General features: G+C 65.8%; 27 protein-coding genes. 14 read left to right on the forward strand and 13 right to left on the reverse strand.

Annotated features, from left to right (window positions below; all coding sequences use genetic code 11):
- Window positions 1-36: 36 nt before the first annotated feature.
- On the reverse strand, window positions 37-1,731 hold the full coding sequence (locus AC1DDH_RS01695; RefSeq protein ID WP_476954717.1) for an FAD-binding dehydrogenase: 1,695 nt from the start codon (window positions 1,729-1,731) through the stop codon (window positions 37-39).
- A gap of 163 nt (window positions 1,732-1,894) precedes the next feature.
- Here AC1DDH_RS01695 and AC1DDH_RS01700 point away from each other — a divergent pair, with 163 nt between their 5' ends.
- Complete coding sequence (locus tag AC1DDH_RS01700) at window positions 1,895-2,968, forward strand: quinone-dependent dihydroorotate dehydrogenase (protein WP_476870881.1); 1,074 nt, start codon at window positions 1,895-1,897, stop codon at window positions 2,966-2,968.
- Between the two features lie 101 nt (window positions 2,969-3,069).
- On the opposite strand, the gene AC1DDH_RS01705 is transcribed toward AC1DDH_RS01700, so the two are convergent.
- Window positions 3,070-3,669, reverse strand: coding sequence for a DUF3043 domain-containing protein (locus AC1DDH_RS01705; RefSeq protein WP_223917351.1), 600 nt, complete (start codon window positions 3,667-3,669; stop codon window positions 3,070-3,072).
- A gap of 106 nt (window positions 3,670-3,775) precedes the next feature.
- Here AC1DDH_RS01705 and AC1DDH_RS01710 point away from each other — a divergent pair, with 106 nt between their 5' ends.
- From AC1DDH_RS01710 to AC1DDH_RS01730, 5 genes are all read left to right on the forward strand, one after another.
- On the forward strand, window positions 3,776-5,206 hold the full coding sequence (locus AC1DDH_RS01710; RefSeq protein WP_476849257.1) for a M20/M25/M40 family metallo-hydrolase: 1,431 nt from the start codon (window positions 3,776-3,778) through the stop codon (window positions 5,204-5,206).
- Between the two features lie 169 nt (window positions 5,207-5,375).
- Window positions 5,376-5,765 carry a HesB/IscA family protein gene (locus AC1DDH_RS01715; protein ID WP_028276724.1) on the forward strand — a complete coding sequence of 130 codons (390 nt, stop codon included), beginning with the start codon at window positions 5,376-5,378 and terminating at the stop codon, window positions 5,763-5,765.
- 207 nt (window positions 5,766-5,972) lie between these two features.
- A complete protein-coding gene (ctaC, locus tag AC1DDH_RS01720; protein ID WP_028276725.1) occupies window positions 5,973-6,845 on the forward strand; it encodes an aa3-type cytochrome oxidase subunit II in 873 nt (290 codons plus the stop codon).
- Between the two features lie 10 nt (window positions 6,846-6,855).
- A complete protein-coding gene (gene ctaD / locus AC1DDH_RS01725; protein WP_223917347.1) occupies window positions 6,856-8,577 on the forward strand; it encodes an aa3-type cytochrome oxidase subunit I in 1,722 nt (573 codons plus the stop codon).
- Window positions 8,574-8,975: a cytochrome c oxidase subunit 4 gene (locus AC1DDH_RS01730; protein ID WP_018773077.1), complete on the forward strand. Its 402-nt coding sequence runs from the start codon at window positions 8,574-8,576 to the stop codon at window positions 8,973-8,975. Before ctaD ends, AC1DDH_RS01730 begins: the two co-directional genes overlap by 4 nt.
- Before the next feature lie 196 nt (window positions 8,976-9,171).
- On the opposite strand, the gene AC1DDH_RS01735 is transcribed toward AC1DDH_RS01730, so the two are convergent.
- Window positions 9,172-9,465: an HPr family phosphocarrier protein gene (locus tag AC1DDH_RS01735; protein WP_028276727.1), complete on the reverse strand. Its 294-nt coding sequence runs from the start codon at window positions 9,463-9,465 to the stop codon at window positions 9,172-9,174.
- Between the two features lie 273 nt (window positions 9,466-9,738).
- Here AC1DDH_RS01735 and AC1DDH_RS01740 point away from each other — a divergent pair, with 273 nt between their 5' ends.
- Complete coding sequence (locus AC1DDH_RS01740) at window positions 9,739-10,530, forward strand: GntR family transcriptional regulator (protein ID WP_476954718.1); 792 nt, start codon at window positions 9,739-9,741, stop codon at window positions 10,528-10,530.
- A 152-nt stretch (window positions 10,531-10,682) separates the two neighbouring features.
- Here the strand turns inward: AC1DDH_RS01740 and qcrB are convergent, their stop codons facing one another.
- The 4 genes from qcrB to ctaE all read right to left on the reverse strand — a co-directional run bounded on the left by qcrB (window position 10,683) and on the right by ctaE (window position 15,023).
- Window positions 10,683-12,359 carry a cytochrome bc1 complex cytochrome b subunit gene (qcrB, locus tag AC1DDH_RS01745; RefSeq protein ID WP_028276729.1) on the reverse strand — a complete coding sequence of 559 codons (1,677 nt, stop codon included), beginning with the start codon at window positions 12,357-12,359 and terminating at the stop codon, window positions 10,683-10,685.
- Entirely contained in the window at window positions 12,337-13,410 is a 1,074-nt protein-coding gene (gene qcrA / locus AC1DDH_RS01750; RefSeq protein WP_028276730.1) for a cytochrome bc1 complex Rieske iron-sulfur subunit, read from the reverse strand. Before qcrA ends, qcrB begins: the two co-directional genes overlap by 23 nt.
- 100 nt (window positions 13,411-13,510) lie before the next feature.
- Window positions 13,511-14,299: a cytochrome bc1 complex diheme cytochrome c subunit gene (gene qcrC / locus AC1DDH_RS01755; protein WP_476849256.1), complete on the reverse strand. Its 789-nt coding sequence runs from the start codon at window positions 14,297-14,299 to the stop codon at window positions 13,511-13,513.
- Window positions 14,300-14,384: 85 nt separating this feature from the next.
- Window positions 14,385-15,023, reverse strand: a complete 639-nt coding sequence (ctaE, locus tag AC1DDH_RS01760) for an aa3-type cytochrome oxidase subunit III (RefSeq protein WP_230009034.1) — start codon at window positions 15,021-15,023, stop codon at window positions 14,385-14,387.
- 148 nt (window positions 15,024-15,171) lie between these two features.
- Between ctaE and trpD the strand changes: the two genes are divergently transcribed.
- Window positions 15,172-16,233 carry an anthranilate phosphoribosyltransferase gene (trpD, locus tag AC1DDH_RS01765; protein ID WP_476858457.1) on the forward strand — a complete coding sequence of 354 codons (1,062 nt, stop codon included), beginning with the start codon at window positions 15,172-15,174 and terminating at the stop codon, window positions 16,231-16,233.
- Window positions 16,234-16,307: 74 nt separating this feature from the next.
- Here trpD and AC1DDH_RS01770 read toward each other — a convergent pair whose 3' ends face one another.
- Window positions 16,308-16,589: an Lrp/AsnC family transcriptional regulator gene (locus AC1DDH_RS01770; protein ID WP_028276733.1), complete on the reverse strand. Its 282-nt coding sequence runs from the start codon at window positions 16,587-16,589 to the stop codon at window positions 16,308-16,310.
- Between the two features lie 88 nt (window positions 16,590-16,677).
- The gene (locus AC1DDH_RS01775) at window positions 16,678-17,121 is read right to left on the reverse strand and encodes a DUF3054 domain-containing protein (protein ID WP_476849253.1); all 444 of its coding nucleotides are present in this window, start codon (window positions 17,119-17,121) and stop codon (window positions 16,678-16,680) included.
- Between the two features lie 82 nt (window positions 17,122-17,203).
- Here AC1DDH_RS01775 and AC1DDH_RS01780 point away from each other — a divergent pair, with 82 nt between their 5' ends.
- The 3 genes from AC1DDH_RS01780 (at window position 17,204) to AC1DDH_RS01790 (ending at window position 18,551) form a co-directional block, all read left to right on the forward strand.
- Window positions 17,204-17,737, forward strand: a complete 534-nt coding sequence (locus AC1DDH_RS01780; protein ID WP_476886497.1) for a VOC family protein — start codon at window positions 17,204-17,206, stop codon at window positions 17,735-17,737.
- Between the two features lie 94 nt (window positions 17,738-17,831).
- Window positions 17,832-17,987 carry a hypothetical protein gene (locus AC1DDH_RS01785; RefSeq protein WP_156945122.1) on the forward strand — a complete coding sequence of 52 codons (156 nt, stop codon included), beginning with the start codon at window positions 17,832-17,834 and terminating at the stop codon, window positions 17,985-17,987.
- Window positions 17,988-18,158: 171 nt separating this feature from the next.
- Entirely contained in the window at window positions 18,159-18,551 is a 393-nt protein-coding gene (locus AC1DDH_RS01790; RefSeq protein ID WP_476954719.1) for an SHOCT domain-containing protein, read from the forward strand.
- 48 nt (window positions 18,552-18,599) lie between these two features.
- On the opposite strand, the gene AC1DDH_RS01795 is transcribed toward AC1DDH_RS01790, so the two are convergent.
- The 4 genes from AC1DDH_RS01795 to AC1DDH_RS01810 form a co-directional block, all read right to left on the reverse strand.
- Entirely contained in the window at window positions 18,600-19,214 is a 615-nt protein-coding gene (locus tag AC1DDH_RS01795) for a response regulator (protein ID WP_476954756.1), read from the reverse strand.
- A gap of 71 nt (window positions 19,215-19,285) precedes the next feature.
- Window positions 19,286-20,272: a sensor histidine kinase gene (locus tag AC1DDH_RS01800; RefSeq protein WP_476954720.1), complete on the reverse strand. Its 987-nt coding sequence runs from the start codon at window positions 20,270-20,272 to the stop codon at window positions 19,286-19,288.
- Window positions 20,273-20,652: 380 nt separating this feature from the next.
- Window positions 20,653-21,039 carry a hypothetical protein gene (locus AC1DDH_RS01805; protein WP_476857036.1) on the reverse strand — a complete coding sequence of 129 codons (387 nt, stop codon included), beginning with the start codon at window positions 21,037-21,039 and terminating at the stop codon, window positions 20,653-20,655.
- A 118-nt stretch (window positions 21,040-21,157) separates the two neighbouring features.
- The gene (locus tag AC1DDH_RS01810; RefSeq protein ID WP_476954757.1) at window positions 21,158-22,447 is read right to left on the reverse strand and encodes a DJ-1/PfpI family protein; all 1,290 of its coding nucleotides are present in this window, start codon (window positions 22,445-22,447) and stop codon (window positions 21,158-21,160) included.
- 361 nt (window positions 22,448-22,808) lie between these two features.
- Between AC1DDH_RS01810 and AC1DDH_RS01815 the strand changes: the two genes are divergently transcribed.
- The 3 genes from AC1DDH_RS01815 to AC1DDH_RS01825 all read left to right on the forward strand — a co-directional run bounded on the left by AC1DDH_RS01815 (window position 22,809) and on the right by AC1DDH_RS01825 (window position 25,379).
- A complete protein-coding gene (locus AC1DDH_RS01815) occupies window positions 22,809-23,198 on the forward strand; it encodes a VOC family protein (RefSeq protein ID WP_476855789.1) in 390 nt (129 codons plus the stop codon).
- Between the two features lie 123 nt (window positions 23,199-23,321).
- Window positions 23,322-24,512 (forward strand): Fic family protein, encoded by a 1,191-nt coding sequence (locus tag AC1DDH_RS01820; protein ID WP_476855790.1) that lies wholly within the window; start codon window positions 23,322-23,324, stop codon window positions 24,510-24,512.
- 105 nt (window positions 24,513-24,617) lie between these two features.
- Window positions 24,618-25,379 carry a MerR family transcriptional regulator gene (locus AC1DDH_RS01825; protein ID WP_476954721.1) on the forward strand — a complete coding sequence of 254 codons (762 nt, stop codon included), beginning with the start codon at window positions 24,618-24,620 and terminating at the stop codon, window positions 25,377-25,379.
- Window positions 25,380-25,388: the final 9 nt, after the last annotated feature.

Here is a 25,388-nt window from a genome sequence, read left to right on the forward strand (position 1 = left end):
CGACTTTCCTCCTGTGTTGCTGAGTGCCTGCCCGGACTAGGCCGCGGACGCAGCGGCCCGGCCCGCGGAACGTCCGGAGAAGAGGCATCCGCCCAGGAACGTTCCCTCGAGGGCCCGGTAGCCGTGGATTCCGCCGCCGCCAAACCCTGCGGCTTCACCGGCCGCGAACAGCCCGGGCACGGGCTGCCCGGCGGCATCCAGGACCCGCGACTGCAGGTCCGTCTGCACCCCGCCAAGGCTCTTGCGCGTCAGGACCGAGAGCCGGACGGCGAGCAGGGGACCGTGCCGCGGATCCAACAGCCGGTGCGGCGGGGCGACCCTCATGATCTTGTCGGTGGCGAAACGCCGCGCTGCCCGGATCGCCGCCAGCTGCGGATCCTTGCCCATCCCGCTGGCAAACTGCCGGTCCCGGTCGCGGATCAGCTGCTCCAGGGCAGCGGGGTCGATGAGCTGCCCGCCCGTCAGATCGTTCATCTGCCCGGCGAGCCCGGCGGGGTCCGCTGCCTGCAGGAAGTCGACCCCGCGGTCCAGGAACCGCTGCAGCGGTGTATCGCTGCCGGGCTTCAGCCGTGAGACCAGCCGACGGACGTCCTTGCCCGTGAGATCCGGGTTCTGCTCGGATCCTGACAGCGCGAACTCCTTCAGCGCGATGCTGCGGTTCAAGACGAACCATGAATGGGCATGTCCCGTGGCCAGGATGTGGCGCAGGGCGCCGAGCGAATCGAAACCCGGAAACAGGGGAGGCGGGAGCATCCGCCCCGTCGCGTCCAGCCATAGGGCCGACGGTCCGGGCAGGATCCGGATGCCGTGCCGCGGCCAGACCGGGGCATGGTTGTGGATACCCTCCGGGTAATGCCACATCCGGTCCCCGTTGATGAGGTGTCCGCCGGCGCGGCCCACGGCCGGGAGGAAGTCCCCGTCCACGGATGCCGGAACGCCACTCAACATCCGCTCCGGCGCCGCGCCGCCCGGCCATTGCTTGCGGACCACATCGTGGTTGCCGCCGATGCCGCCGCTTGTCACCACCACGGCCGCGGCCGCAGCCTCGAAAGTACCGTCAGGGCGTCGGGAAGAGCTTTCACCCCGGCCTGCGCCACTGGCTTCGAGCAGTTCGCCGCGCACGCCGCTCACCCGGCCCGCAGTTTTCACGAGCCCGGTGGCGCGGTGGCGGAAATGGAAGGACACGCGGCCGGCGGCTTCGCCTTCGCGCAGTTTGGCAAGGAAGGGGGCCACCAGCGCCGGTCCCGTGCCCCACACGACATGGAAGCGCGGGACAGTGTTGCCGTGGCCGTCCGGGCCGTAGCCGCCGCGTTCGGCCCACTGCACCAGGGGAAACAGCCCGACGCCCAGCGAGGCGAGCCAGGCACGCTTCTCACCGGCGGCGAAGTTCACGTACGCCGCCGCCCACTCCTTTGCCAGGGCGTCCTGCGGCCGGTCGAATCCCGCGGACGCATGCCAGTCGGCGAGGGCCAGCTCTTCGCTGTCCCGCACCCCGAGCCGCCGCTGTTCCGGAGTGTTGACCATGAAGAGGCCGCCGAAAGACCAGTGCGCCTGGCCGCCGACGGAGGCCTCGGGTTCCTGATCGAGCACCGCCACCCGGCGGCCGGCCGCATAGGCCTGGGCCGCGGCCACGAGCCCTGCCAGGCCGGCGCCGACCACCACAACGTCGGCCTCGATCCCGCGACCCGAAGCCCCACGGCCGCCCGTTCCGACACCCTCATTGCTGGTCATGGCTTCATGCTAACTCGCGTCGGAGCACTTCCGCCGCCGGGCCCGGGGCGCGGGGCGCCGCAGTCACAACCGCAGTCACAACGGGCAGTCACAACGGCAGTCACAACCGTGCCGGCGCGCGCGCTGGTTTGGTCTGCGCGGCCCGAACCGGAAAACTAGAGGCATGCGCGTATATCCCACATTTTTCCGGCTGGCCTTCTCATGGATGGACGCCGAACGCGCCCATAAGATCGGGTTCAAGGCCATTCGTCTCGCCCACAGCTGCGGTGCCGGGCGGTTGCTGCAGAAGTTCACCGCCCCCGCGGCGTCGCTGCAGACCCAGGCGTTAGGCCTGACCTTCCCGTCCCCGTTCGGCCTTGCGGCCGGTTTCGACAAGGAAGGTCACGGCATCGAGGCGCTGGCGGAGCTCGGCTTCGGCCATGTGGAGGTCGGCACCATCACCGGCCAGGCCCAGCCCGGGAACCCGGCGCCGCGGCTGTTCCGCCTCGTGGAGGACAGGGCCGTCATCAACCGCATGGGATTCAACAACGACGGCGCCGCGGCGGTGGCCCCGCGCCTGAAGTCCGCCCGCGCCGCCCTGCAGCGCCAGCACCCCGGCGTCCGGCCGGTGATCGGGGTGAACATCGGCAAGAGCAAGGTGGTCGGGCTCGAGGATGCGGTGTCCGATTACCTGATCAGCGCGCGCAGCCTGGCCCCCGCAGCGGATTATCTCGTGGTGAACGTCAGCTCGCCCAACACCCCCGGGCTTCGGCTGCTGCAGGACGTGGAGACCCTGCGTCCGCTGCTGGCCGCAGTGGGGGAGGAGGCGGACAAGGCCGCCGGCCGCCACGTTCCCCTCCTGGTCAAGATCGCGCCCGACCTCAGTGATGAGGACATCGACGACGTCGCGCGCCTGGCGCTTGACCTGAAGCTGGACGGCATCATCGCCACCAACACCACGATCGCCCGCACCGGGCTCGCCTCCAGCCCCGACAACGTCGAGGCGTGCGGAGCAGGAGGTCTTTCCGGGGCGCCCCTGAAGAAACGGTCCCTGGAGGTCCTGGCCCGGCTCAAGTCCGTAACCGGCGGGGCGCTGACCCTGGTCTCGGTGGGCGGCGTCGAAACGGCACAGGATGTGCAGGAACGGCTGGACGCCGGCGCCACCCTCGTCCAGGGCTACACGGCGTTCCTTTACGAGGGGCCTTTCTGGGCCGCCCGCATCAACCGGCTGCTGGCCACCCACCCGAGCCGGCGCTAGACCTTACGCTGCGATCGGGCCCGGACCGGTCGCCGCAACCAAGAAGCCCCCGGCAGGTGACTGCCGGGGGCTTCTTGGTTGAAGAATCGTGGAAGGGAAGGTCAGGCGGGGAACTCGCCGCGCCGGACCTGGGGCTTGGGCAGGCGCAGGCGGCGGAACTGCAGGGAGCGCATGGAGCCGTACCAGACCGTGCCGCGCTCGACGTCGCCGAACTTTTCGCCGAGCCGTTTCTTGAGCTTGCGGGAGAGGATGAAGACGTCCACGAAGACCGCGAGGAACATGACCCAGAAGGCGCCCAGGACGTAGACCATCTGTGCGCTGGAGGCCGGCACGAGCAAGGAGATGATGACAAACAGCAGGGCGCCGAACATGAGGAACTCGCCAAGGCTGAAGCGGGCATCGACGAAATCGCGGGCGAACCGCTTCTGCGGACCCTTGTCCCGCAGCGGCAGGAACTTCTCGTCACCGGTGTCCATGGCCTGCCGCATCTTGAGCCGCTGCTCCGTGACGGCGGCGCGCTCGGCCGCCTTGGAAGCCTTGCGGTCCTCCGGCACGAGGGGCCGCTTGCGGGCCGCCTCCTGGGCGCTGCGCTTGGGCGTGGGTGCGCCCTTGCCGGTCACGGCGCTACGGGCTGCTGCCTCGGATGCCTGCTGGTCAACTACGTCCTGCGCCGATGGCGCTTCCTTTTTACGTCCAAACACCCCTAAAGAATACCCCGCAGACACAGGCCCGAGACCCAGCCCACACGGCGCAGGCCCGGGCGTGACGCTGTTTGTAGTGATTCAGAGCACGGGTAGTGTTTTGGCCATGACTTCATCTACCGCGGGGAACCCGCAGACCACCATGGACCACGAGGGCACCATCGATGCCGAGGCCCTCCGCCAGGCCGTTGCCGAATCGTTCGACGAGACGATCGGCCAGCTGACGGACCTTGTCGCCATACCGGGCATCGCCTGGCCGAGCTTTGATCCTGCCCCGTTGAACCGCAGCGCCGACGCCGTCGCCAGCCTCGTGCGGGCCAGCGGCTTCGACGACGTCCGGATCCTCCGTTGCGACAAGGAAGACGGGACGCCCGGCGGGCCCGCCGTCGTCGCCCGCCGCCCGGCCGCGGAGGGCAAGCCGACAGTCCTGCTGTACGCCCACCACGACGTCCAGCCCACTGGCGACCTGGCACTGTGGGAAACCGACCCCTTTACCGCCGTCGAGCGCGACGGCAGGCTCTTCGGCCGCGGTGCCGCCGATGACAAGGCCGGCATCCTGGCGCACATCGCCGCCTACTCTGCGGTGACGCGGGTGCTCGGTGACGAACTGGGCCTGGGCGTGACGTTCTTCTTCGAGGGCGAAGAGGAAGCCGGCTCGCCAACGTTCCGGCAGTTCCTGGAAACCCACCGCGAACTGCTCCGCGCCGACGTGATCGTCGTGGCGGACTCCAGCAACTGGAAGGTCGGCATTCCGGCCCTCACCACCAGCCTGCGCGGCCTGGTGGACGGCACCATCGAGGTCAAGGTCCTGGACCACGCCGTGCATTCGGGCATGTTCGGCGGCCCCGTGCTCGACGCCCCGACCCTGCTGGCCCGTCTGATCGCGACCCTCCACGACGACGAGGGCAGCGTCGCGATCAAGGGCCTGGTGAGCCGCGATGACGTGGTTGTCGACCTCACCGAGGAGGAGTACCGCGCCGACGCCTCCGTGATCGACGGCGTGAAGCTCGCCGGGACCGGCAGCATTGCCTCACGCATGTGGACCAAGCCCGCCCTGTCCATCATCGGCTTTGACGCCCCGGCCGTGGACGTAGCTTCCAACACCCTGCTGCCGCGGGCCCGGGCCAAGTTCAGCCTGCGCCTGGCCCCGGGTCAGGATCCGGCAGCCGCCATGGAGGCTGTCCGCCAGCACGTCGAAACCCACGCCCCGTTCGGCGCTGAGGTGGTGTTCACCCCGGGGGAGAGCGGCAACTCATTCCTGACGGACACGAGCTCGAAGGCCGCGTCCATGGCCATGTGGGCCCTGGGCGAAGCCTGGGGGGTGCCCGCCGTCGAAATGGGGATCGGCGGATCGATCCCCTTCATCGCGGACCTCACCGAGCTCTACCCGGACGTGCAGATCCTGGTCACCGGCGTCGAGGATCCCGATTCCCGAGCCCACAGCGCCAACGAATCGCTGCATCTGGGCGACTTCCGGAACGCAATTGTCGCCGAGGCCCTGCTGCTCGCGCGCCTGAACAACGAAGGCGCGCTCTAGCCCCCGCGCCCGGCGGGTCCCGGGGAACATCCAGCCGTCTCCCACGGTTACGTCAGAAGTTAGAGCTAGAGGGCTGCGCGAAGTAGCATGTAGCTATAGCCCATACCGTTTAAGTAGGGGCGGGCACCGTGCGAGCGGGGCCGCCACCACCGTTGCAAGAAGGTAGGCCATGAGCACTACAACCAATGAAAACAGCGCCGGCAACTCTGCCGCCGAGGCCGGCGAGCTGGCCACGCACGAGGTCATGCTGACCGACGTCGCGGCTGGAAAGGTCCGCAGCCTGCTGGAGCAGGAAGGCCGCACCGATCTGCGCCTCCGCGTTGCCGTGCAGCCCGGCGGTTGCTCCGGCCTGATTTACCAGCTCTACTTCGACGAGCGGCTGCTCGACGGGGATGCAGTGCGAGACTACGACGGGGTCGAAGTCGTCGTCGACAAGATGAGCGTTCCTTACCTCAGCGGTGCCAGCATCGATTTCGAGGACACCATCGCCAAGCAGGGCTTCACGATCGATAACCCGAATGCCGGCGGGTCCTGCGCCTGCGGAGATTCTTTCCACTAATTCCTTCCACTAAGGCCGGGCATTTTGCCCGGCCTTAGTGCCGCAGGATCCTCAACGAGCGGCGCCTACAAAAAGCTCCCGACGCACGGTGCGGACATGTGGGCGAAAACTCCCGGGGAGCGGTAAGCTCTACACCGAGTAGTAAAACTTTTCGTTTGCCCTGCCCGTAATTTGCGGGGCAACAGCAACAAGTAGGAAGGGCCGTCTGTGAGTTCGCAGAACCGAACCGGCAGCCGACGCAAACAGATCACTACGATCACTGGCTTGGCACTAGCCGGCGCGTTGGCTTTGACTGGATGTTCACCAGAGGTACAGAAGGGCTGGTTGCCCACCGAGCGTGGCACCACCAATCACACTGACCTCATCATGGACCTCTGGGTCAACTCATGGATTGCCGCGCTGGTCGTCGGCATCATCACCTGGGGCCTGATGATCTGGTGCATCGTCGCTTACCGGCGCCGCAAGGGCACCGTGGGCTTCCCGCGCCAGAACAGCTTCAACCTTCCGCTTGAAGTGTTCTACCTGACGATCCCGCTGTTCATGGTTCTGGTGTTCTTCTACTTCACCGACCGCGACCAGCAGTCGATCGATGACCGCTCAACGCCGGCCGACGTCGTCGTCGACGTCCGCGGCAAGCAGTGGGCGTGGGACTTCAACTACTTGAAGGGCAACGTCGTCACCGAGGACGTTCACGAAGCGGGCGTCCAGGCGCACCTGACCGGTAACGACGTGGACAAGAACAAGCTGCCCACCCTGTACCTGCCGGTCAACAAGTCGGTTGACCTCGAGCTCAACGCGCGCGACGTCATCCACTCCTTCTGGGTTCCTGCCTTCCTGCAGAAGCGCGACATGATTCCCGGCAAGACCAACTACATCCGGTTGACGCCCACCAGGGAGGGCACCTACGACGGTAAGTGCGCCGAACTCTGTGGCGAGTACCACTCCGAAATGCTGTTCCGCGTGAAGGTTGTCTCCGAGTCGGAGTTCCAGGCGCACATGAACCAGCTGCGCCAGGACGGGAACACCGGCCTGCTCGGTGAAGAGTACGACCGCAACCCGGCCCCGGCCGAAACCAAGTAAGGGGAGCGACGTGGCAACTTACACTCAATCCGCCGGGATCCTCGAGGCTCCCGTAGTACCGAAGTCCAAGGGACGCATCGTCGTCAACTGGATCACCTCGACCGACCACAAAACGATCGGGTACATGTACCTGATCGCGTCGTTCATCTTCTTCTGCTTCGGCGGCATCATGGCGCTGCTGATCCGTGCCGAGCTCTTCGAGCCCGGCATGCAGATCCTGCAGACCAAAGAGCAGTACAACCAGCTCTTCACCATGCACGGCACCGTCATGCTGCTGATGTTCGCGACGCCGCTGTTCGCCGGCTTCACCAACGTCATCATGCCGCTGCAGATCGGTGCCCCCGACGTCGCCTTCCCGCGACTGAACGCGCTGGCCTTCTGGTTCTTCCTCTTCGGCTCCACGATCGCCGTCTCCGGGTTCATCACCCCGCAGGGTGCCGCGTCGTTCGGCTGGTTCGCGTACGCGCCGCTGTCCAACACGACGTTCAGCCCCGGCGTGGGCGGTGACCTCTGGGTCTTCGGCTTGGCGCTCTCCGGCTTCGGCACCATCCTCGGCGCCGTCAACTTCATCACCACCATCATCTGCATGCGCGCCCCGGGCATGACCATGTGGCGGATGCCGATCTTCACCTGGAACGCCCTCGTGACCTCCATCCTGGTCCTGATGGCCTTCCCGCCGCTGGCCGCCGCGCTGTTTGCCCTCGGCGCCGACCGCCGGTTCGGTGCGCACATCTTCGATCCCGAGAACGGCGGCGCCGTCCTCTGGCAGCACCTGTTCTGGTTCTTCGGCCACCCTGAGGTGTACATCATCGCGCTGCCGTTCTTCGGCATCGTCTCCGAGATCTTCCCGGTCTTCAGCCGCAAGCCGATCTTCGGCTACAAGGGCCTGGTCTACGCGACCATCTCCATCGCCGCCCTGTCCGTGACTGTGTGGGCCCACCACATGTACGTCACCGGCTCGGTCCTGCTGCCGTTCTTCTCCTTCATGACGATGCTCATCGCCGTTCCGACCGGTGTGAAGTTCTTCAACTGGATCGGCACCATGTGGCGCGGTTCCATCACGTTCGAGACCCCCATGCTGTGGAGCATCGGCTTCCTGGCGACGTTCCTCTTCGGCGGCCTCACCGGCATCATTCTGGCCTCGCCGCCGCTGGACTTCCACGTCTCGGACTCCTACTTCGTTGTGGCGCACTTCCACTACGTGGTCTTCGGCACCGTCGTGTTCGCCATGTTCGCCGGGTTCTACTTCTGGTGGCCTAAGTGGACCGGCAAGATGCTCAACGAGCGCCTCGGCAAGATCCACTTCTGGATGCTGTTCCTGGGCTTCCACGGCACCTTCCTGATCCAGCACTGGCTCGGCGTCGAGGGCATGCCCCGCCGTTACGCCGACTACATGCCGCAGGACAACTTCACGTGGATGAACCAGTTCTCCACCATCGCCTCGTTCGTCCTCGGCGCCTCGCTGATTCCGTTCTTCTGGAACGTCTACATCACCTGGCGCAGCAACGAGCGTGTGGAAGTTGACGACCCGTGGGGCTTCGGTGCCTCGCTGGAATGGGCCACGTCCTGCCCGCCGCCGCGCCACAACTTCACCTCCCTGCCCCGCATCCGCTCCGAGCGTCCTGCCCTGGACCTGCACCACCCGGAGCTCTCCCAGTCCTACACCGCGGATTCGCCTGCTCCGGCAGCAGCGGCTCTCGGTAACGCCGACCAGAAGGACACCGCCAAGTGAAAATCGAATCAAGGATCTTTGGCTTCGGCGTCTTCTTCTTCGTGCCCGTTGCATTCATCTACGGATACCTGACCAACTGGACTGAATGGGTGGGCGCACTGGCCATCCTGCTGGTTGGCGGACTCGCCGGCATGATCGGCGCTTACCTCGGCTTCACCGGCCGCCGCGTGGGCATGCGCCCCGAGGACCGCAACGACGCCGAGATCCACGAAGGCGCCGGCGAGCAGGGACACTTCAGCCCCTGGAGCTGGTGGCCGCTGATGCTGGGCCTGTCCTGCGCCGCAGGGTTCCTCGGCCTGGCCGTGGGCTGGTGGATCGTCTTCATCGCCGGCGGGATGGCAGTGGTCGCACTGGTCGGCTGGGTCTACGAGTACAGCCGCGGTGACCACGCGCACTAGCGCCCACCCGGACTAAAAGTTCAGAACTCACGACGGCGGGCCCCACCATTGGTGGGGCCCGCCGTCGTTGTGTCTTGGTTCTTGAGTTCCTGCCGGCCGCGTGCGGCGTGTCCCTGCACGCCCAGCCCGCCTGCGCAGCATCCCTCCTGGAGGGCGGCACCGCACTGCGGGCCGCCGAGTGGGAGCGGGGAGGCCCTCAGGCGGCGGCTGCCGATTCCAAGAGGATCCGGAGTTCCTCCAGCGCACCCTCTGCCTCTGCGGGGCTGCAGGAGGCCGGGAGGGCGTCCGCAGCGACGGCCAGCTCCACCTCACAGCCGCACTCGAAGTCCTCGGTCATGACCTCCAGCAGCGAGCGGGCGTCGACGCCTGGCCTACCGTCCTTGCTGATGGTCACCGGGAGGCCGGTCGCCGTGACAGCCCGGACAAATACTGCCGCGGGCCGGGCGTGGAGGCCGATGGCGGCCGTGACGATTGCCTTGCGAACTGGCAACGGGACTCCCTCATGCTGGTGTTGTGCTGTACGTGTTTCTGCTGCACGGGCTGGCCACGCGAACGGTGACCCAGATGGAGGGCGTCCGGCAGGCAGTCCGTCAGACCGGGCGGGCGGCATTGCCCCGGCTCTGGCCTGTACATACAAGGGTAGCGGCGGGGGAGTACCCGGCACGACTTGAGTCGGCGGCGTGGTCTAGACCTGCCGGGTCACGGGCTTACCCTTGAGATATGAGTGTATTTCCCGCGCCGGGCCGCAACCGGAGGCTGAACCATGGCGGCCACTAACGCGTCCAAGATGATTGGCGAGATCGACCGTCAGAGCGGGGTGCCAATCTACGTGCAGTTGCGCGAGATCCTCCGCGCGCACATCGCCGCCGCGTGCCCGCCCGGATCCGCGCTGCCCTCCGAACGGGACCTCGCCCAGCGCTTCGGCCTCGCCCGGATGACCGTGCGCCAGGCCATCGATGCCCTCGTGGGTGAGGAAGTGATTGAACGCGTCGTGGGCCTGGGCACGTTTGTGCGCAAACCCAAACTGGATCTCCAGGTAAAGCTGACTTCCTACAGCGAAGAGATGCAGCGCCGCGGCATGGTCCCGGCCGCCAAGGTCCTGAGCTTCGAACAAATTGGCGCCAGCGCGTTCCTGGCCCGTGAGCTGCAGTTGGAGGAGGGGACACCCCTTGTCAGGTTCCGGCGCCTCCTGCTGGCCGACAACGAACCCATGAGCGTGGACGAAAACTTCATCCCGGCCCACCGGGTTCCCGGCCTGCTGGACGGCGAACCGCCCACATCGCTCTACAACGTGCTGAGCGAACGCTACGGGCTGGTGATGGAATGGGGCGAGGACATGATCGAGGCGACGGCTGCGTCGCCGTCCACGGCCCGTCTCCTGAACGTCGAGGTCGGAACCCCGCTGCTCAAGATCCAGCGCCACGCCTTCGTGGCCCGCGCCATGGTGGACTACTCCGTGTCCTACTACCGGGCTGACCGCTACAAGCTCTGGGTGCCCCTGCAGCGCCCTGGCGTCCGGCCCACCCGGAACTACGCCTCGGGGTACCGCCCCTAAACACAGCAACGCGGGGTCACGTCGCGTCCATCCCGAAGGGGTTGATGGGCGCGACGTGACCCCGCGTTCCCTCTTGTTTCTGCAGCTTCGGGGGGACGCAGGAAGGCCCGGTCCCAAGGGACCGGGCCTTCCTTTGTATTGCTTGGTGCCGCCTAGTGGCTTAGCGACTTCGACTCAGCGGTTTCGATCGCTTCGTGGGCGCCGTGGTGGCCGTGAGCGGCCTCCAGCTCTGCCGGGGTGGCCGGGGCAACCCGGTCCTCGAAGAACCAGCGGGACAGCTTCGCGCGGCGCTTTTCCTTGCGGTCCACGACGCCGTGCTCGTTCGGCACCGCGGGCAGCGGGGCCGGTGACTCGAAGCCGACCAGCTTGTAGCGCTTGTATTCATCCAGCGGGGCGTGGACCTCGATGAACTCGCCGTGCGGCAGGCGCACGATGCGGCCGGTTTCACGGCCGTGCAGGGCAATCTCGCGGTCCTTGCGCTGGAGCGCCAGGGCGACGCGCTTGGTGACGATGAACGCGATGACCGGGCCGATGAAGAACAGTGCGCGCAGCCAGTAGGTGACATCGTTCAGGGCCACGTGGAAGTGGGTGGCGATGAGGTCCGAGCCGGCCGCTGCCCACATCACGCAGTACCAGACGAAACCGGCCATGCCGATTGCCGTACGGGTAGGAGCGTTGCGGGGGCGGTCCAGGACGTGGTGCTCGCGGTTGTCCTTGGTGATCCAGCGTTCAATCCACGGGTAGGCGAACATGACCGTGAAGAGGATGCCCGCCGGGACGAGTGCCGGCAGCAGCACGTTGAACGTGAACATGTGGCCGAACCAGATCTGCTCGACCTTCCAGTCGCCGATCGTGCCCGGCATGAGGCGGAGGGCACCGTCAACGAAGCCGATGTACCAGTCAGGCTGGGTGCCCGCAGAAACCGGGGAGGGGTCGTACGGGCCGTAGTTCCAGATCGGGTTGATGGTGAAGAACGCCGCCATGATGGCAACGACACCGAACACGATGAAGAAGAAGCCGCCGGCCTTCGCCGCGTAAACCGGTCCCAGGGGGTAGCCGACGACGTTGCCGTCGTTGCGGCCCGGGCCGGGGTACTGCGTGTGCTTGTGCACAACCACCATGAAGAGGTGCATCACGATCATCAGCAGGATGAGCGCGGGAACCAGGAGGATGTGGAGCATGTACAGGCGGCTGATGATCATGGTGCCCGGGAACTCGCCGCCGAAGAGGAAGAACGAGGTGTAGGTGCCGATGACCGGGATGGACTTGATGACGCCGTCGATGATGCGCAGGCCGTTGCCGGAGAGCAGGTCATCGGGGAGCGAGTAGCCGGTGAAGCCTGCGGCCATGGACAGGATGAGCAGAACGCTGCCCACCACCCAGTTCAGTTCGCGGGGCTTCCGGAATGCGCCGGTGAAGAACACGCGGAGCATGTGCACGGAGACAGATGCGACGAACAGCAGGGCTGCCCAGTGGTGTACCTGGCGCATGAACAAGCCGCCGCGGACATCGAAGGAGATGTTCAGGGAGGAGCTGTATGCCACCGACATTTCAACGTTCTTCAGCGGCGTGTACGAGCCCGCATAATGCGTCTCCGCCATGGACGGATCGAAGAAGAACGTCAGGAACGTGCCCGAGAGCAGCAGAATGACGAAGGAGTACAGCGCCACTTCGCCGAACATGAACGACCAGTGGTCCGGGAAGACCTTCCGGCCGAATTCACGAAGGATTCCGGAGCCGCCAACACGCTGGTCGACGAAGTCGGTGATGCGGCCGCCTGTGGTTTTGGCGACGAAAACAGGGGCATCAGGCGTTGTTGTTGAGGACATGCTGCTCACGCTCCCAGTAGGTCGGTCCAACGGGTTCATGGAAGTCGCTCGTGGCGACGAGGTAGCCCTCAGCGTCGACTGCGATAGGCAGCTGGGGGAGGGGGCGGCTGGCCGGGCCGAAGATAACCTTGCACTGCTGGGTCAGGTCGAAGGTTGACTGGTGGCACGGGCACAGAAGGTGGTGGGTCTGCTGTTCGTACAGGGCAACAGGGCAGCCAACGTGGGTGCAGATCTTGGAGTATGCAACGATTCCGTTGTAGGCCCAATCTGCGCGCTCGGGGGAGGGGTTGAGCAGTGCCGGGTCCAGGCGCATGAGCAGAACGACCGATTTGGCCTTCTCGTTCAGCTTTCCTTCGCTCAGTTCGTTCAGCCCTTCGGGGATGACGTGGAACGCGGAGCCCATGGTGACGTCCGCGGCCTTGATGGGGGTGCCATCCGGGTCGCGGGCCAGCCGCTTGAGCCTGCCGTCCGGGGCCGGGGCCCACAGAGTGTGGGCCAGCTTGTCGTCCGGACGGGGACCGAGGTCACCGAAGATGGCCAGGGCCGGCAGGGGGGCGAGGGCGACGGCGCCGAGCAGGGTGTTGCGGATCAGCGGCCGGCGCTTAATGCCGGTTTCCTCGACGATGTCATCGACGATGCGCACGGCAGCCTGGCGGTCTTCCTCAGTGCGGATCGCGTGGCGCTCTTCCGAGACTTCGTGGTCCGGCATAAGGGCTTTGGCCCAGTGGACGATACCGGTGCCGATGCCCAGCATCGCGAAAGCGGTGCCGATGCCCAGCAGGGCATTCTGGAGGCGGATCGTGGCGATCGCGGAGTCTTGCCCCAGATCGATCGCGAAATACGCCACCAGGAATATCAAGGTGCCAACGACCGAGATGCCGAACAGAAGGGCTACCTGCCGTTCTGCCTTTTTTGCGGCCTTCGGGTCCGTGTCAGCCAGGCGCAAACGGTGCGGGGGAATTCCAGGATCCTGGAACTTCTCCACCTCATTCTGACCAGCCGTAGCTACGGTGCCCGAGTCGTTCGGACCGCCGTCACTATGGTTGCCCATAATTCGCCTCATCCTTCTCTCGTCTCGGCGAGTGCCGAGTTAGGTTTCAATTCAAACTGCTGACGGGTCAGCAGAAAATTCTTACAGGTGCAAGGTCCGCTTATGAAGTGCGGGAAGTCAGCCAAATGGTGAACGCGATGATGACGCCCAGCCCGGCGATCCAGACAAAGAGACCTTCGGAGACCGGTCCCAAAGCACCAAGATCGGCGCCGCCGGGTGAACCGTTGGCCTCAATCTGCTTCAGGTAGGTGATGATGTCGCGCTTCCCCTCGGGGGAGATGTTCGCGTCACTGAAAACCGGCATGTTCTGGGGGCCGGTGACCATTGCTTCGTAGATGTGCTGCCCGGAGACACCCGCGAGGGCAGGGGCAAACTTGCCCCGGGTCAGTGCGCCGCCTGCAGCGGCGGCGTTGTGGCACATGGCGCAGTTGGTGCGGAACAGCTCTCCACCGTTGGCGGCGTCGCCCTTCTCATCGAGCACGCCTGCCTCGGGGATGGCCGGGCCGGGGCCGAGGGAGGCAACATAAGCAGCCAGCTGCTTGGTCTGTTCCTCGTTGAACTGGGCGGGCTTCTTGTAGGCCTGCGGGCCATTCATCTGCATGGGCATGCGGCCGGTGCCGACCTGGAAGTCAACAGCGGCGGCGCCGACGCCCACAAGGGACGGTCCGGCCTGCGAACCGCTGGCACCCATGCCGTGGCAGGTGGCGCAGTTGGCGGCAAAGAGCTTGCCGCCCTCCTTTACGTCGCTTGCGCTATAGGTGGTGGTATCGGCCTTGGCCTGGTTGACGGTGGTGGCAACGGCGTACAGCCCACCCGTGACCAAGAGGCCCATCAGCAGCAGTGCAATTGCTGCCAGTGGGTGACGTCGCTTCTGCGAGAGTGCCTTCACGTGGTGGTTCCTTTATTCGATCCTGCGGTGGCTCCGGGAGCCGCTTCTTGAAATTCTGCCTCTTGTAGAAAAAGAGTCAAGCTGACTACTTGAGGACGTAGATGACCAGGAAGAGGCCAATCCAGACGACGTCCACGAAGTGCCAGTAGTACGAGGTGACGATCGCTGAAGTTGCCTCAAAGTGTCCGAACTTCTTCGCGGCGAAGGAGCGGCCCATGATGAGCAGGAAGGCAATCAGACCGCCGATGACGTGCAGGCCGTGGAAGCCCGTCGTTATGTAGAAGGCCGAACCGTAGGCGTTGGAGGACAGCGAGACATGCTCGGAAACGAGCATGGCGTACTCGGTCGCCTGGCCGGCGACGAAGAAGGCACCCATGAGGAACGTCAGGATGAACCATCCGTTCATCCCCCACTGGGTGAAGCTGAAGCGTCCGCCGGTCCGGCGCGGCTGGAGCCGCTCGGCAGCGAAGACGCCCATCTGGCAAGTAAAGGAACTTGCCACGAGGACGATCGTGTTAACGAGCGCAAACGGGAAGTTGAGCTTGGCTGTCTCTTCGGCCCACATCAGTCCGGAAGTCGAACGGAGTGTGAAGTACATGGCGAAGAGACCGGCGAAGAACATCAACTCACTGGACAGCCACACAACGGTTCCAACAGAAACCATGTTCGGGCGGTTCAGCGTCGGGTGCGCCGGGGTACTGGGGGCATGGGTCGCAGATGTCACATAGACATTATGTCTATAAAAGTCCGTCCTGCCCAACGCAAACCGCGTTTTCGGAGGACTTTTTCTACAAAGACGCGAATTCGCGCGGAAAAGTTCCCGGCGGGGTTCACATTGGTCTTTGCGGGGCCGACCTCGATAGCATCGGGAGGTGACTTCACAGGCATCTGCACAGGCGGCAGGCAACACCTGGCCGCGGCTCATCAACGCACTCATCAGCGGCGCCGACCTCACAGCCGGGAGCACTGAGTGGGCCATGAATTCCATCATGTCCGGTGAGGCGACGCCGGCCCAGGTGGCGGGTTTCCTGGTGGCGCTGCGTGCCAAGGGCGAGACCGTGGATGAGCTGGCCGGCCTGGTGGAGGCGATGATCGCCAACGCCAACCCCATTGACATTGCCGGTGAGAAGCTGGACATCGTGGGCACGGGCGGCGACCAGCAGAACACTGTCAACATCTCCACGATGGCCGCCCTTATCGCCGCGGGAGCGGGTGCCCGGGTGGTCAAGCACGGCAACCGGGCGTCGTCGTCCTCGTCGGGATCCGCCGATGTCCTGGAGGCCCTCGGCGTCCGGCTTGATCTCCCCATTCCCCGCGTGGCACTCAACGCCGAAGAGGCGGGAATCACGTTTTGCTTCGCCCAGGTTTTCCACCCCTCCATGCGGCATGCCGCCGTCGCCCGCCGCGAACTCGGCGTTCCGACGGCGTTCAACTTCCTGGGCCCCATGATCAACCCGGCACATGTCCAGGCGTCGGCGGTGGGCGTCGCCAATGAGCAAATGGCCCCGCTGGTGGCCGGAGTGCTGGCCAAGCGAGGCAGCCGCGGCCTGGTTTTCCGCGGCAATGACGGCCTGGATGAGCTCACCACCACCGGCCCGTCGCGGGTGTGGGAGATCCGCAACGGTGAGGTAACTGAAGCGATGTTTGATCCGCGCGATCTGGGCATCCGGACGGCCACGCTGGAGGAACTGCGCGGCGGGGACGCGGTGGCCAATGCCGCCGTCGTCCGGGCTGTCCTCAGCGGTGCGCCGGGGCCGGCCCGCGATGCGGCGCTGCTCAACGCCGCGGCCGGGCTGGTGGCGTTCGACCTCGACGCCGTGGGTCCGCTGGCGGAGCGCATGGCCGCCGCGTTCAACCGCGCCGAGCAGTCCATTGAATCCGGAGCCGCGGCCGCGGTGCTGGACAGGTGGGTCGCCCTGTCGCAGACAGCCTAAAGATCACATGAGACGGGCCCGGCAGATTTCTGCCGGGCCCGTCTCATGTGAGCTGTTCGTAATTCGGTTGTTCGCTACTGCTCGAATCCGAGGGCAAAGGCCGCATCGAGGTCGTGCTGGGAGTAAGCGCGGAATGCGATCTGCGTTGTGGTGTGCGCGACGCCGGGAACCTTCGAGAGCTTGTCCGCGATGACGTCCGCCAGGTCCTCGTGCTTGGCGACCCGGGCGATGGCGATCAGGTCCCACTCGCCCGTTACGGAATAGACCTCGCTGATGCCGGCGATGGCGGAGATTTCCTCGGCGGTCTCCGGGATGCGTGAAGCGTTTGTCTTGATCAGGACGAATGCGGTGACCACGTGTGAACCTTTCCGGATCGGTTGCGCCGTTTGCGGGCCTGTCGGCGGCCCTTGCACGGGCGCTGCCATCTTCTGCAAGCCTAGTGCATTAGGCCTGGCGGCTGCGTGAACGCAGCCGCCGAACGCCCGCGGCCACAAGGCGGTAGCCCAGGAGGAAAACGGCCAGGCTCAGCAGGGCCACGATGATGAAGGGCAGCACCACCGTCTGCCCGGTGAGGGCCCGCAGGATCATCCCCACGCCGACGGTTCCGAGCCAGACAGCGACGCCGGCGGGCCACACCCGCAGGGGGTCATGCCACAGCCGCAGGGCCAGCCATGCCAGTGCCGCGCCTGCCAGGAACGGCCACGCCGTCGCAAAGACGCCGGTGATAATTTCCCCGCGCTGGTGCGCGTCGCGCCCGATCGCCGCGAACAGCAGAATCAGGAGTGCATCCGCGCATGCTGCCAGGGCTGCTGTCTGCGCGGGCCGGAGGCCGGAATGGGGAGCGTCCTGGGCGGACGGGCGGGGGAGTTTGGGGGTTGGAGAAGGCATACATCCAAGCCTAGTCCCGTCAGGATGGGCTCCGGGCGGGGACCGTTGTGTGTGAAGTCACCTCCGGGCTAGGCTCGGCCCCATGCCGCTGATCGCCGCCGGAGTCTGCCGGCGGCGCGGCAAACGCAAGGGGAGCGCTGTGAGCGAAAAGATCACCACCTGCCTGTGGTTCGACAGCCAGGCCGAGGAAGCCGCCGAGTACTACGTCTCCATCTTCGACGGCGGCAAAATCCTCGATGTCTCGCGGTATGGCGACGGCGGTCCCGGGCCTGCCGGCCAGGCCATCACCGTTCAGTTCCTGCTTGACGGGCGGACCTTCACGGCATTGAACGGGGGTCCGGCCTTCACTTTCAATGAGGCGGTGTCCTTTGTGATCGACTGCGCGTCGCAGGAAGAAGTGGACCGGTACTGGTCGGCCCTGACCGACGGCGGCCAGGAAAGCCAGTGCGGCTGGCTCAAGGACCGGTACGGGGTCTCGTGGCAGGTTGTGCCGGCCGTGCTGGGACAACTGATCGCCGGCCCCGACCCCGACGGCGCCCGGCGTGCCATGCAGGCAATGCTCGCCATGCGCAAGCTGGACATCGCCGCCTTGCAGGAGGCCTACGACGGCGCATGACGCCCCTGGTCCGCGTGGCGTCCGGTGCCCCTGTCCGTGACCCCGGTCGGCGTGGCCCCCCGGCCCAGGGACTGTCCGCACATATGATCGTGGCATGAGTAGCGACGCCGTTCCGGAGGCTGGTGTTCCGGTGCAGCTGGATCCTCAGCTGGACGGCCAGCTGAGCATTAACGACATCCTGCTCGAACTTGGCCAGGCTCCCGTGGTGCACCCCTCGCCGGACGCGGCCAGTGAGCTGCACTTCTTCTAGGCCCGCCGCTTCCGGTTCCGCCATCCCGCGCCTGCTCCACAGTTCCTTCTGGTGACCCCGCAGAGAGGCGCTCCCGCGCCGAATTCGGGCCCTTTGGTCCTAACGGGGCACGGCCCGGGGGGGCTAGTTTGGCGCTTAAGGATGCCAGCAGGGCCTCCTCAGAACGGAAGGATGGCTCCCGTGGAGCAATTCTGGAACTTCATTTGGCTGTTCTTTTGGTCATTCGCGTTCATCGCGTATCTTTTCGCGCTGTTTGCAGTTATCTCGGATATTTTCCGGGACCACGAACTCAGCGGTTGGCTCAAGGCTGTGTGGATCATCTTCCTGGTCTTTGTGCCGTTCCTCACGGTTCTCGTGTACCTGATCGCGCGGGGCCGCAGCATGGCCGAGCGCCAGGCCCGCAGTGCCCAGCAGTCCGAAGCCGCAACAACGGAATACATCCGCTCCGTGGCCAAGGCGTCCCCCTCCCAGGAAATCGCAAAGGCCAAGGAACTCCTCGACGCCGGCACCCTGACCCAGGCCGAATTCGACGCCATCAAGGCCAAGGCGCTGAGCCAGGCCTGACCGTCCCGCTGCGTCCTGTATGTGCATTTCCCGCCCTCGGACCACCGGTCAGTTCGGCCGCCGGTAGCTGGCCAGGCCATGTTCGTAGGCGAAGATGACGGCGTGCACACGGTCGCGCAGCCCGAGTTTCATGAGGATGCGGCCCACATGGGTTTTGACTGTTGATTCCGCCACGGTCAGGCGTTCCCCGATCTCGGTGTTTGTGAGTCCCAGCGCAATGGCCGAGAGTATTTCCCGTTCCCTCTGTGTCAGTGATGCCACCGCTTCATCGCCCGCGGCCGGGGGACCGGAGGGAAGCCTTTGGCTGAAGAGGTCCAGCATCCGGCGGCTGACCCGGGAGGAAATGGCGGCGTCTCCTCCGGCGACGGCCCGAAGGGAAGCGAGCAACTCAGCTGGCCCCACATCCTTGAGCAGAAAACCACTGGCACCGGCCCGGAGGGCCGCGAAGGCATACTCGTCGAGATCGAACGTCGCGAGGACAATGACCCGTGAGTGCGGGCACTCCTCGACAATGCGCCGGGTCGCGGCAATCCCGTCGGTGCCGGGCATTCGCACATCCATCAGCACGACGTCCGGTGCCAGAGTTCGACACATGTCGACGCCACTGCTGCCGTCAGCGGCTTCACCGGCGACTTCCACGCCGTCCTGGGCTTCCAGGACCATGCGGAAGCCCGCCCGGACGAGTGTTTGGTCATCGACAAGCAGCACCCGGATCGGGCGCGTGGACGGGGCAGCTACGGCTTCCAAATGGCTCCTTCCGGCAGCGGGAACCGTGCGGTCACGGACCAGCCACCGTTGGTCAGGGGTCCCGCGCGCAATGTACCGCCGTAGAGTGCGACGCGCTGGCGCATTCCCGCCACGCCGTGCCCAGCACGGTCGGCAGGGGCGTCCACGGGCTGGCCGTCGTCGGTCACCGAGACCATGATCTCCTGGCCGGTGAACTGCGAGCGAACCGTGACAGCTGTTGCGGCGCGCGCGTATTTGAGCGCGTTGGTGAGCCCTTCCTGGATGACCCGATATACAGCCAGCTGGATCCCGGGGTCAGCGGGAGCGACTCCGGCTGACTGCAGAACCACGGGAAGCCCCGCAGAGCGGAAAAGCTCCACCAGTGCGGGAACATCGCCCACCCCCGGCGATGGTGCTGCCGCGCCGGCCAATTCGCCGGTGTTGTCCTCGTTCAAGACTCCGAGCATCCGGCGCATGTCCGTCACCGCAACGCGGCCTGTCTCGGCGACCTGGCGCATGGCTTGGACGGCGCGGGCAGGGTCGGTCGGGGCGATTTCCGCCGAACCATGGGCCAAGGAAATCATCACCGCCAATCCATGAGCGACGATGTCGTGCATCTCCCGGGCGATCGCGTTGCGCTCGGCGGCGGCCGCAATGCTTGCCAGATACTTGCGTTCATGCATCAGCCGGTCGGCACGGTCCACCAGGGCGGACACGTAGTTGCGGCGCATGCGTACGTTCAGCCCGAGCAGGGTCGCGATCACTAGTACGGCAATCGCCTGGACGGCTTGGCCAAGGTCCACCATCGACCGGGGTTGCTGGGCCGCTGCGGCAAGGAGAATTGCGCTGATGGCCAGGAGGGCAAGGACGGCGTGCCGTGCGGACCGGTAAACGCCGACGGCGTAGAGCGCCATGGCTGTCGCCACCGCTGCGAAGCTGGCCGGAACCGAGAACGTGATGAGCATGATGCCGGCTGTGGCGGCCAAAGAAGACATCGGAGCCTGCCGGCGGAACAGCAGTGCGGTGCCGGAAACCACCGCCGCCATCAATGGCAGAACCAACGCTGGGCCGTCGGCAGTCGGAACGGCAACGGCTGCTGCCAGGGCCGGCCCTGTGTATGCGACGGCGGCCAGGACGTCTGTAATACGCGGACCAGGGCGCCATCCGCCCAGCCGAAGCGCTTCGTCCGACGAAACCGGCGACGTCAAGGCCACACCCGGCAGTGTTGCGGGGTGCGCAGTGTTCCTGCGTCGGTCATGCTCCGGACTGTACCGGTCGTGGAATGCATGAGGGTCCTTGGGTCATGGCGATGGTGGCGTTGTTGGCGTGCGGCCAGTACTGCCAGGTTGCCGCTCCTGGAGCTGCTGGCACGAGATCAGTGGAGTGCGAGGACCAGGTAGAGGGCTGCCAGGGCCATCGTGGTGGGGGTCATGACGAAGCGTTCGGGTTTGCTCCGGGAGATTGCGTTCATGAGGACTCCGAGCACGAAGTATGCCGTCAGCACCCACACGGTGATCGCAGTAAATGATTCGCTGACCAACAGCGGGACAAAGCCGGACTTGGCCAGCGCCGCATAAGCGAAGAGGGCGTACAGGGGTATGGATGCTGCGCTCCCGATTCTGAGTTTGGCCGGGAGGACGCGGTGTTGTCCGCCCCATGCCATTCTCCCCAGCGGTGCTCCCGCGATCAGCGCCACCTGGAATACAGCCAGGCCGGCCAAGAGTGCGCAGGCGAGTATTGCGGAAAGCTGGTCCAACAGCATCTGGATCCATCCCCTTGTCGAGTCCTGGGCAGCAACGCGTGTTGCGCCGTGCGATGCACGCCGTCTTGTGGTGGCTGTGGAGAGCATATTCGTGAATCCGAGGCAATTACGGGACCCGCTAGCCGCGCCCTTCCCTTCGGCGCCGGATGGCGCTTCGAATGACCGCTGGGATTGAACCGATCAAGGTGGCGAGCAGGAGGCCGAGCGCGATCAGTCCGGGAACCCGGCCAGAAGCTTCTCCGGCCGGAAGGTTGAGGTGCGCCGTCGGGTAGTCGATCATCTTAGCTGCCGATACAGCGGTTGTACGGTCGGTGTGCTGCGCCAGATACGTGATGGCGCCGTCGAACCCGAGCACCCCGCCGGCGCCAGCAAAAGCATCCACGGGAATGTCGCGGGACGCGGCCCAGCCGCGCAATTGCGGATCAATGCCCTCGTCCCCAGCCGCGCCAGGGGCAATGACGTTGTCCACCGGAGGTGCCTCGTGTTCCGGGACGGTCAGGAGAATCATCCCGTGTTTGGTGGTGACCGTGTCCGTGGCGGCAACCGCCACCGTCCGGGCAGCGAATGACATGTTGTAGACCTCGAATGCGCTGGCGACGTCGATTTCACCCACCCCGTTGAAGAGGCCGACGGCGATCGTCGGCCGGAACCAGGGGAGGAGGGCGTTGAGCCCGACGGGAATATCCGAGGCGGCGAAGAACTGGTCAGGTATCTGGGCTGCCGCCGCCACCTGCCAACCCGGGTAATTCATCAGCCGACCGACTCGCTCGGCTTCGGCCGTGCCGGCCAGGTCCTCCAAGACTTTCAGGGCACCGGGGATGCCGGAAGACACACCGGCCGTGGTGGTGATCCTGCCGTCCTGAACGAATCGCAGGCCTCCCATCCATTGGACCTCGGGATGGCTCCGCTTGAGCGCACCCAGGCGGGACCAGTGGCTCGTAGCCTTTCGCCCGTCCAGCACACCGGCTTCGGCCAGGACCATTGATCCGCTGCACACGCCAAGGATGCGGGCGCCGCGCCCCGCTTGTTCCGCGATCCAGTCCCGCGTGGGTGCTTCTTTTGCGCTCTCCGGGGCGCCGACGGCCGGGACCACCACCAGGTCAGGCTGCCGCGCCCTGCCCGAACGGATGTCCTCGAACGTGTACGTGGGCACAATCGCCGGACCCCCGTCGACGGCGGCAGGGACGGCCCGCGCTGCGATTGTGTAGACCGAAAAATCCGGGGAACTGGCAAACACTTCGTAGGGGGCCAGAACGTCACTTCCCACGGTGCCTGACGATCCCAGGACAACGGCGACAACTATCGTGCCGGAAGAGGAGGGCCGGTTCGTGGGCAGGTTGGTCAGTTCTTGAGCGGCGGGGCGGATGTGACTTTGCGCGTCCGCCACCACCGCGCCCGCGAAAGCCATCGCGGTCACAGCTAAGAGGGACAGGCCAACCGAGAGAGCGGCGTGAATGAGTCGTCCAGAGAGGGGAGCCATGAGTGAGTCTCGATTCCGTGTGAAGTTGCGGGGCTTGTGCCGTCCATGTCCCCAGCGTTGTTCTTTCACGCTACGGATCGCCCAATCCACACACATCGGCCCCGAGGACACTCCTGAACAGGGACAAGTGGTACCTGGGTACTACCCGGGCGCTCCATCGGATGCTTCCTGTACGCCGCAGGTTGCACGTCCCACTCCGCGGTGAACGACAAGAATCTGGCATCACCTGTAGGGCGCGCCTTTGATCCACGGCCTGTGCGCAGCTGGAAACAGGGGTACTGTGAGCCGCATGGAGATGCGCCTCGAGGTAGTGCAAGTACCGGTCAGTGATGTGGACCAGGCCAAGTCGTTCTATACGGACCGGCTCGGGTTCGTTCTGGACCACGACGTCGAATACATCCCGGGAATGAGGGTCGTGCAACTCACGCCACCGGGCTCCGCCGCCTCTATCGTCGTCGGTACCGGAATGACCAGCATGCCGCCGGGCAGCCTGGAGGGCCTGCAATTGGTGGTCCCCGATATGGCGTCCACGCGGGCTGAGCTGCTTCGGCGGGGAGCCGAAATCAGCGAAGTCCAGGACATGGGTGGAATCGCCTTCGCCTACTTCAGCGACCCGGATGGCAACCGCTGGGTGCTGCAGGAAGCCACGCGGCCGGACGTGAGGGAAGCCGGCTCCTAGGGCTGGACGATCGAGGGCAGCGCGCCCCGCCAGGGCAGGTTTTCCGAAGCACGCGTCGCGTTATTCATGTTTAGCCCCTAAAATCTAAATAGTAGGGTGACTATTTAGACTTCCGGAGGATCCATGACCCGCTGGCCCGCGCACGGCAGCAAGATGATGCCCTGGAAGTCGTCCGGGCGGCCGCCGCGCGAAGACCGGGAATTCACCGAGGTGGTGGTCTCGCTGCCACCCTTGATCGCCGGGAGCTGGTTCGATCCGGGGCGTGAGACCATCGTCGCCCTGGAAGAGGCCGCCGTCGCCATCGCGTCCCTGGACGTCACCGCCGGCACGCGGATGGCCGCCATTAGCGGGTTCCTGCTCCGCAGCGAGGCGGTCTCCTCCTCCAAAATCGAGCACGTCAACGCCAACCGCGACGACTACGCCCGGGCCATGATCGGGCTCAAAGCCAGTGACGACGCCCGCTCCATGGTGGCGGCCGCCGACGCCGTACAAGGAATGATCGACGACGCCGGGCGAACCGGCGAGATCCGGCTGGAGGCAATGCTGGCCGCCCATCGCACGCTCATGAAGGACGACCCGATGGACGGCCCACACGCCGGCCGGTTCAGGGAGGTTCAGAACTGGATCGGTGGCAGTGACCATTCACCACGCGGCGCCATCCACGTCCCGCCCCCGCCGGAGCTCGTGCCGGACCTGATGGAAGACCTGATGGTCTTCTGCAACCGCCGCGACGTGCCGATCATGGCGCAGGCGGCAATCGCGCACGCCCACTTCGAGTCCATCCACCCGTTCACGGACGGCAACGGCCGGATCGGGCGGGCACTCATCGGTGCGATTTCCCGGCGTCGTGGGCTCACCAGGAACACCGTCACCCCTATCGCGTCGGCGATGGTCGCCGACGTCGACACCTACTTCAGCCTGGTCAATAACTACCGCTCCGGTGATGCCGATCCGTTCGTGCTCTACCTGGCCCGTTCCGCTGTCCGTGCCTCGGATGCTGCCCGCGAATCCGTCGCCGCCCTCGATGCGCTGCCGGCGATGTGGCTGGAGCTGGCCAGGCCACGCAGAGGATCCGCGGACGAGAAGATCATTCCGTGGCTGCTGGAGCGGCCCGTGTTCGAGGCCCACAGCGCAGCCCACATTGCCGGCGTCGCCGAAAGCTCCGTGTACGCCGCACTGCAGCGGCTCTCCGCCGCCGGGGTCATTACCCCCGTCACCCAGTCCAAGCGCAGCCGTGCCTGGGCGGCGACCGAAGTCCTCGACGAGGTGGACCGGCTGAACAACCGGCTGGCCGACGTCGGTAAGGCTGGCTGACGCCGGGAAGACGGGCTGACCGGACGGGACGGGGCCGGCGGCCGGCACGCGGGGCCGGCGTAGGGTCTTGATCCTGACGCGGGGTGAGGATCTACGGTTGTTCCCATGACAGAGACGAGCGGTGCCGCAGATCAATGGAGCATCGGCGAGCTTGCCAAAGCGTGTGGCGTAACGGTCAGGGCGCTCCATCACTACGACGAGATTGGGTTGCTGCCGGCAGGCCGGCGGACGGCTTCCGGCCACCGCCGCTACACCGAGAAAGACGTCCGGCGGCTCTACCGGATCCGGTCGCTGCAGATGCTCGGCCTCCCGTTGGCCGAAATCGGCGTCGCACTGGGAACCCCTGCCGATGACATGGGCTCGCTGCGCACGCTCCTGGAAAGGCAGTTGCTGCACCTTCGCCTGCACGCCGAGCAGGTCCGGGCGGTCCAGGACCGGATACGCGACCTGCTTTCACGCATCGACGGGGCCGCCATGCCGGCGCCGGAACAGTTCATGGCAACTTTGGAGATGATCACCATGCTCGAAAACTACTTCACCCCAGAACAGCGCCAGGAACTGGCCGGCCGCAGGGCCGAACTTGGCAGCGACAGCATCGAGGCCGCCAAAGTCCGGTGGGCCGCATTGGTCGAGGAGGGTCTCAGGCACGTCGAAAACGGGACGCCGGCATCCGATCCGTCCATCCGGGAATGGGCCACGGCATGGGACGAGATCGGATCCATGTTCCACGCAGGCGAAGAGACCAAAGCCGCTGCCCGTTCCATGTGGCAGGACAATAGGACTGCCCTCAGTGCCGGTCTGCCCTGGACCCCTGAGCAACTGGCCGGACTCATGGCCTACCTGCAAGAGTCCAGGACGCAGCCCTGATGGCCCGTG

Source organism: Arthrobacter sp. 10T425 (assembly GCF_056393985.1).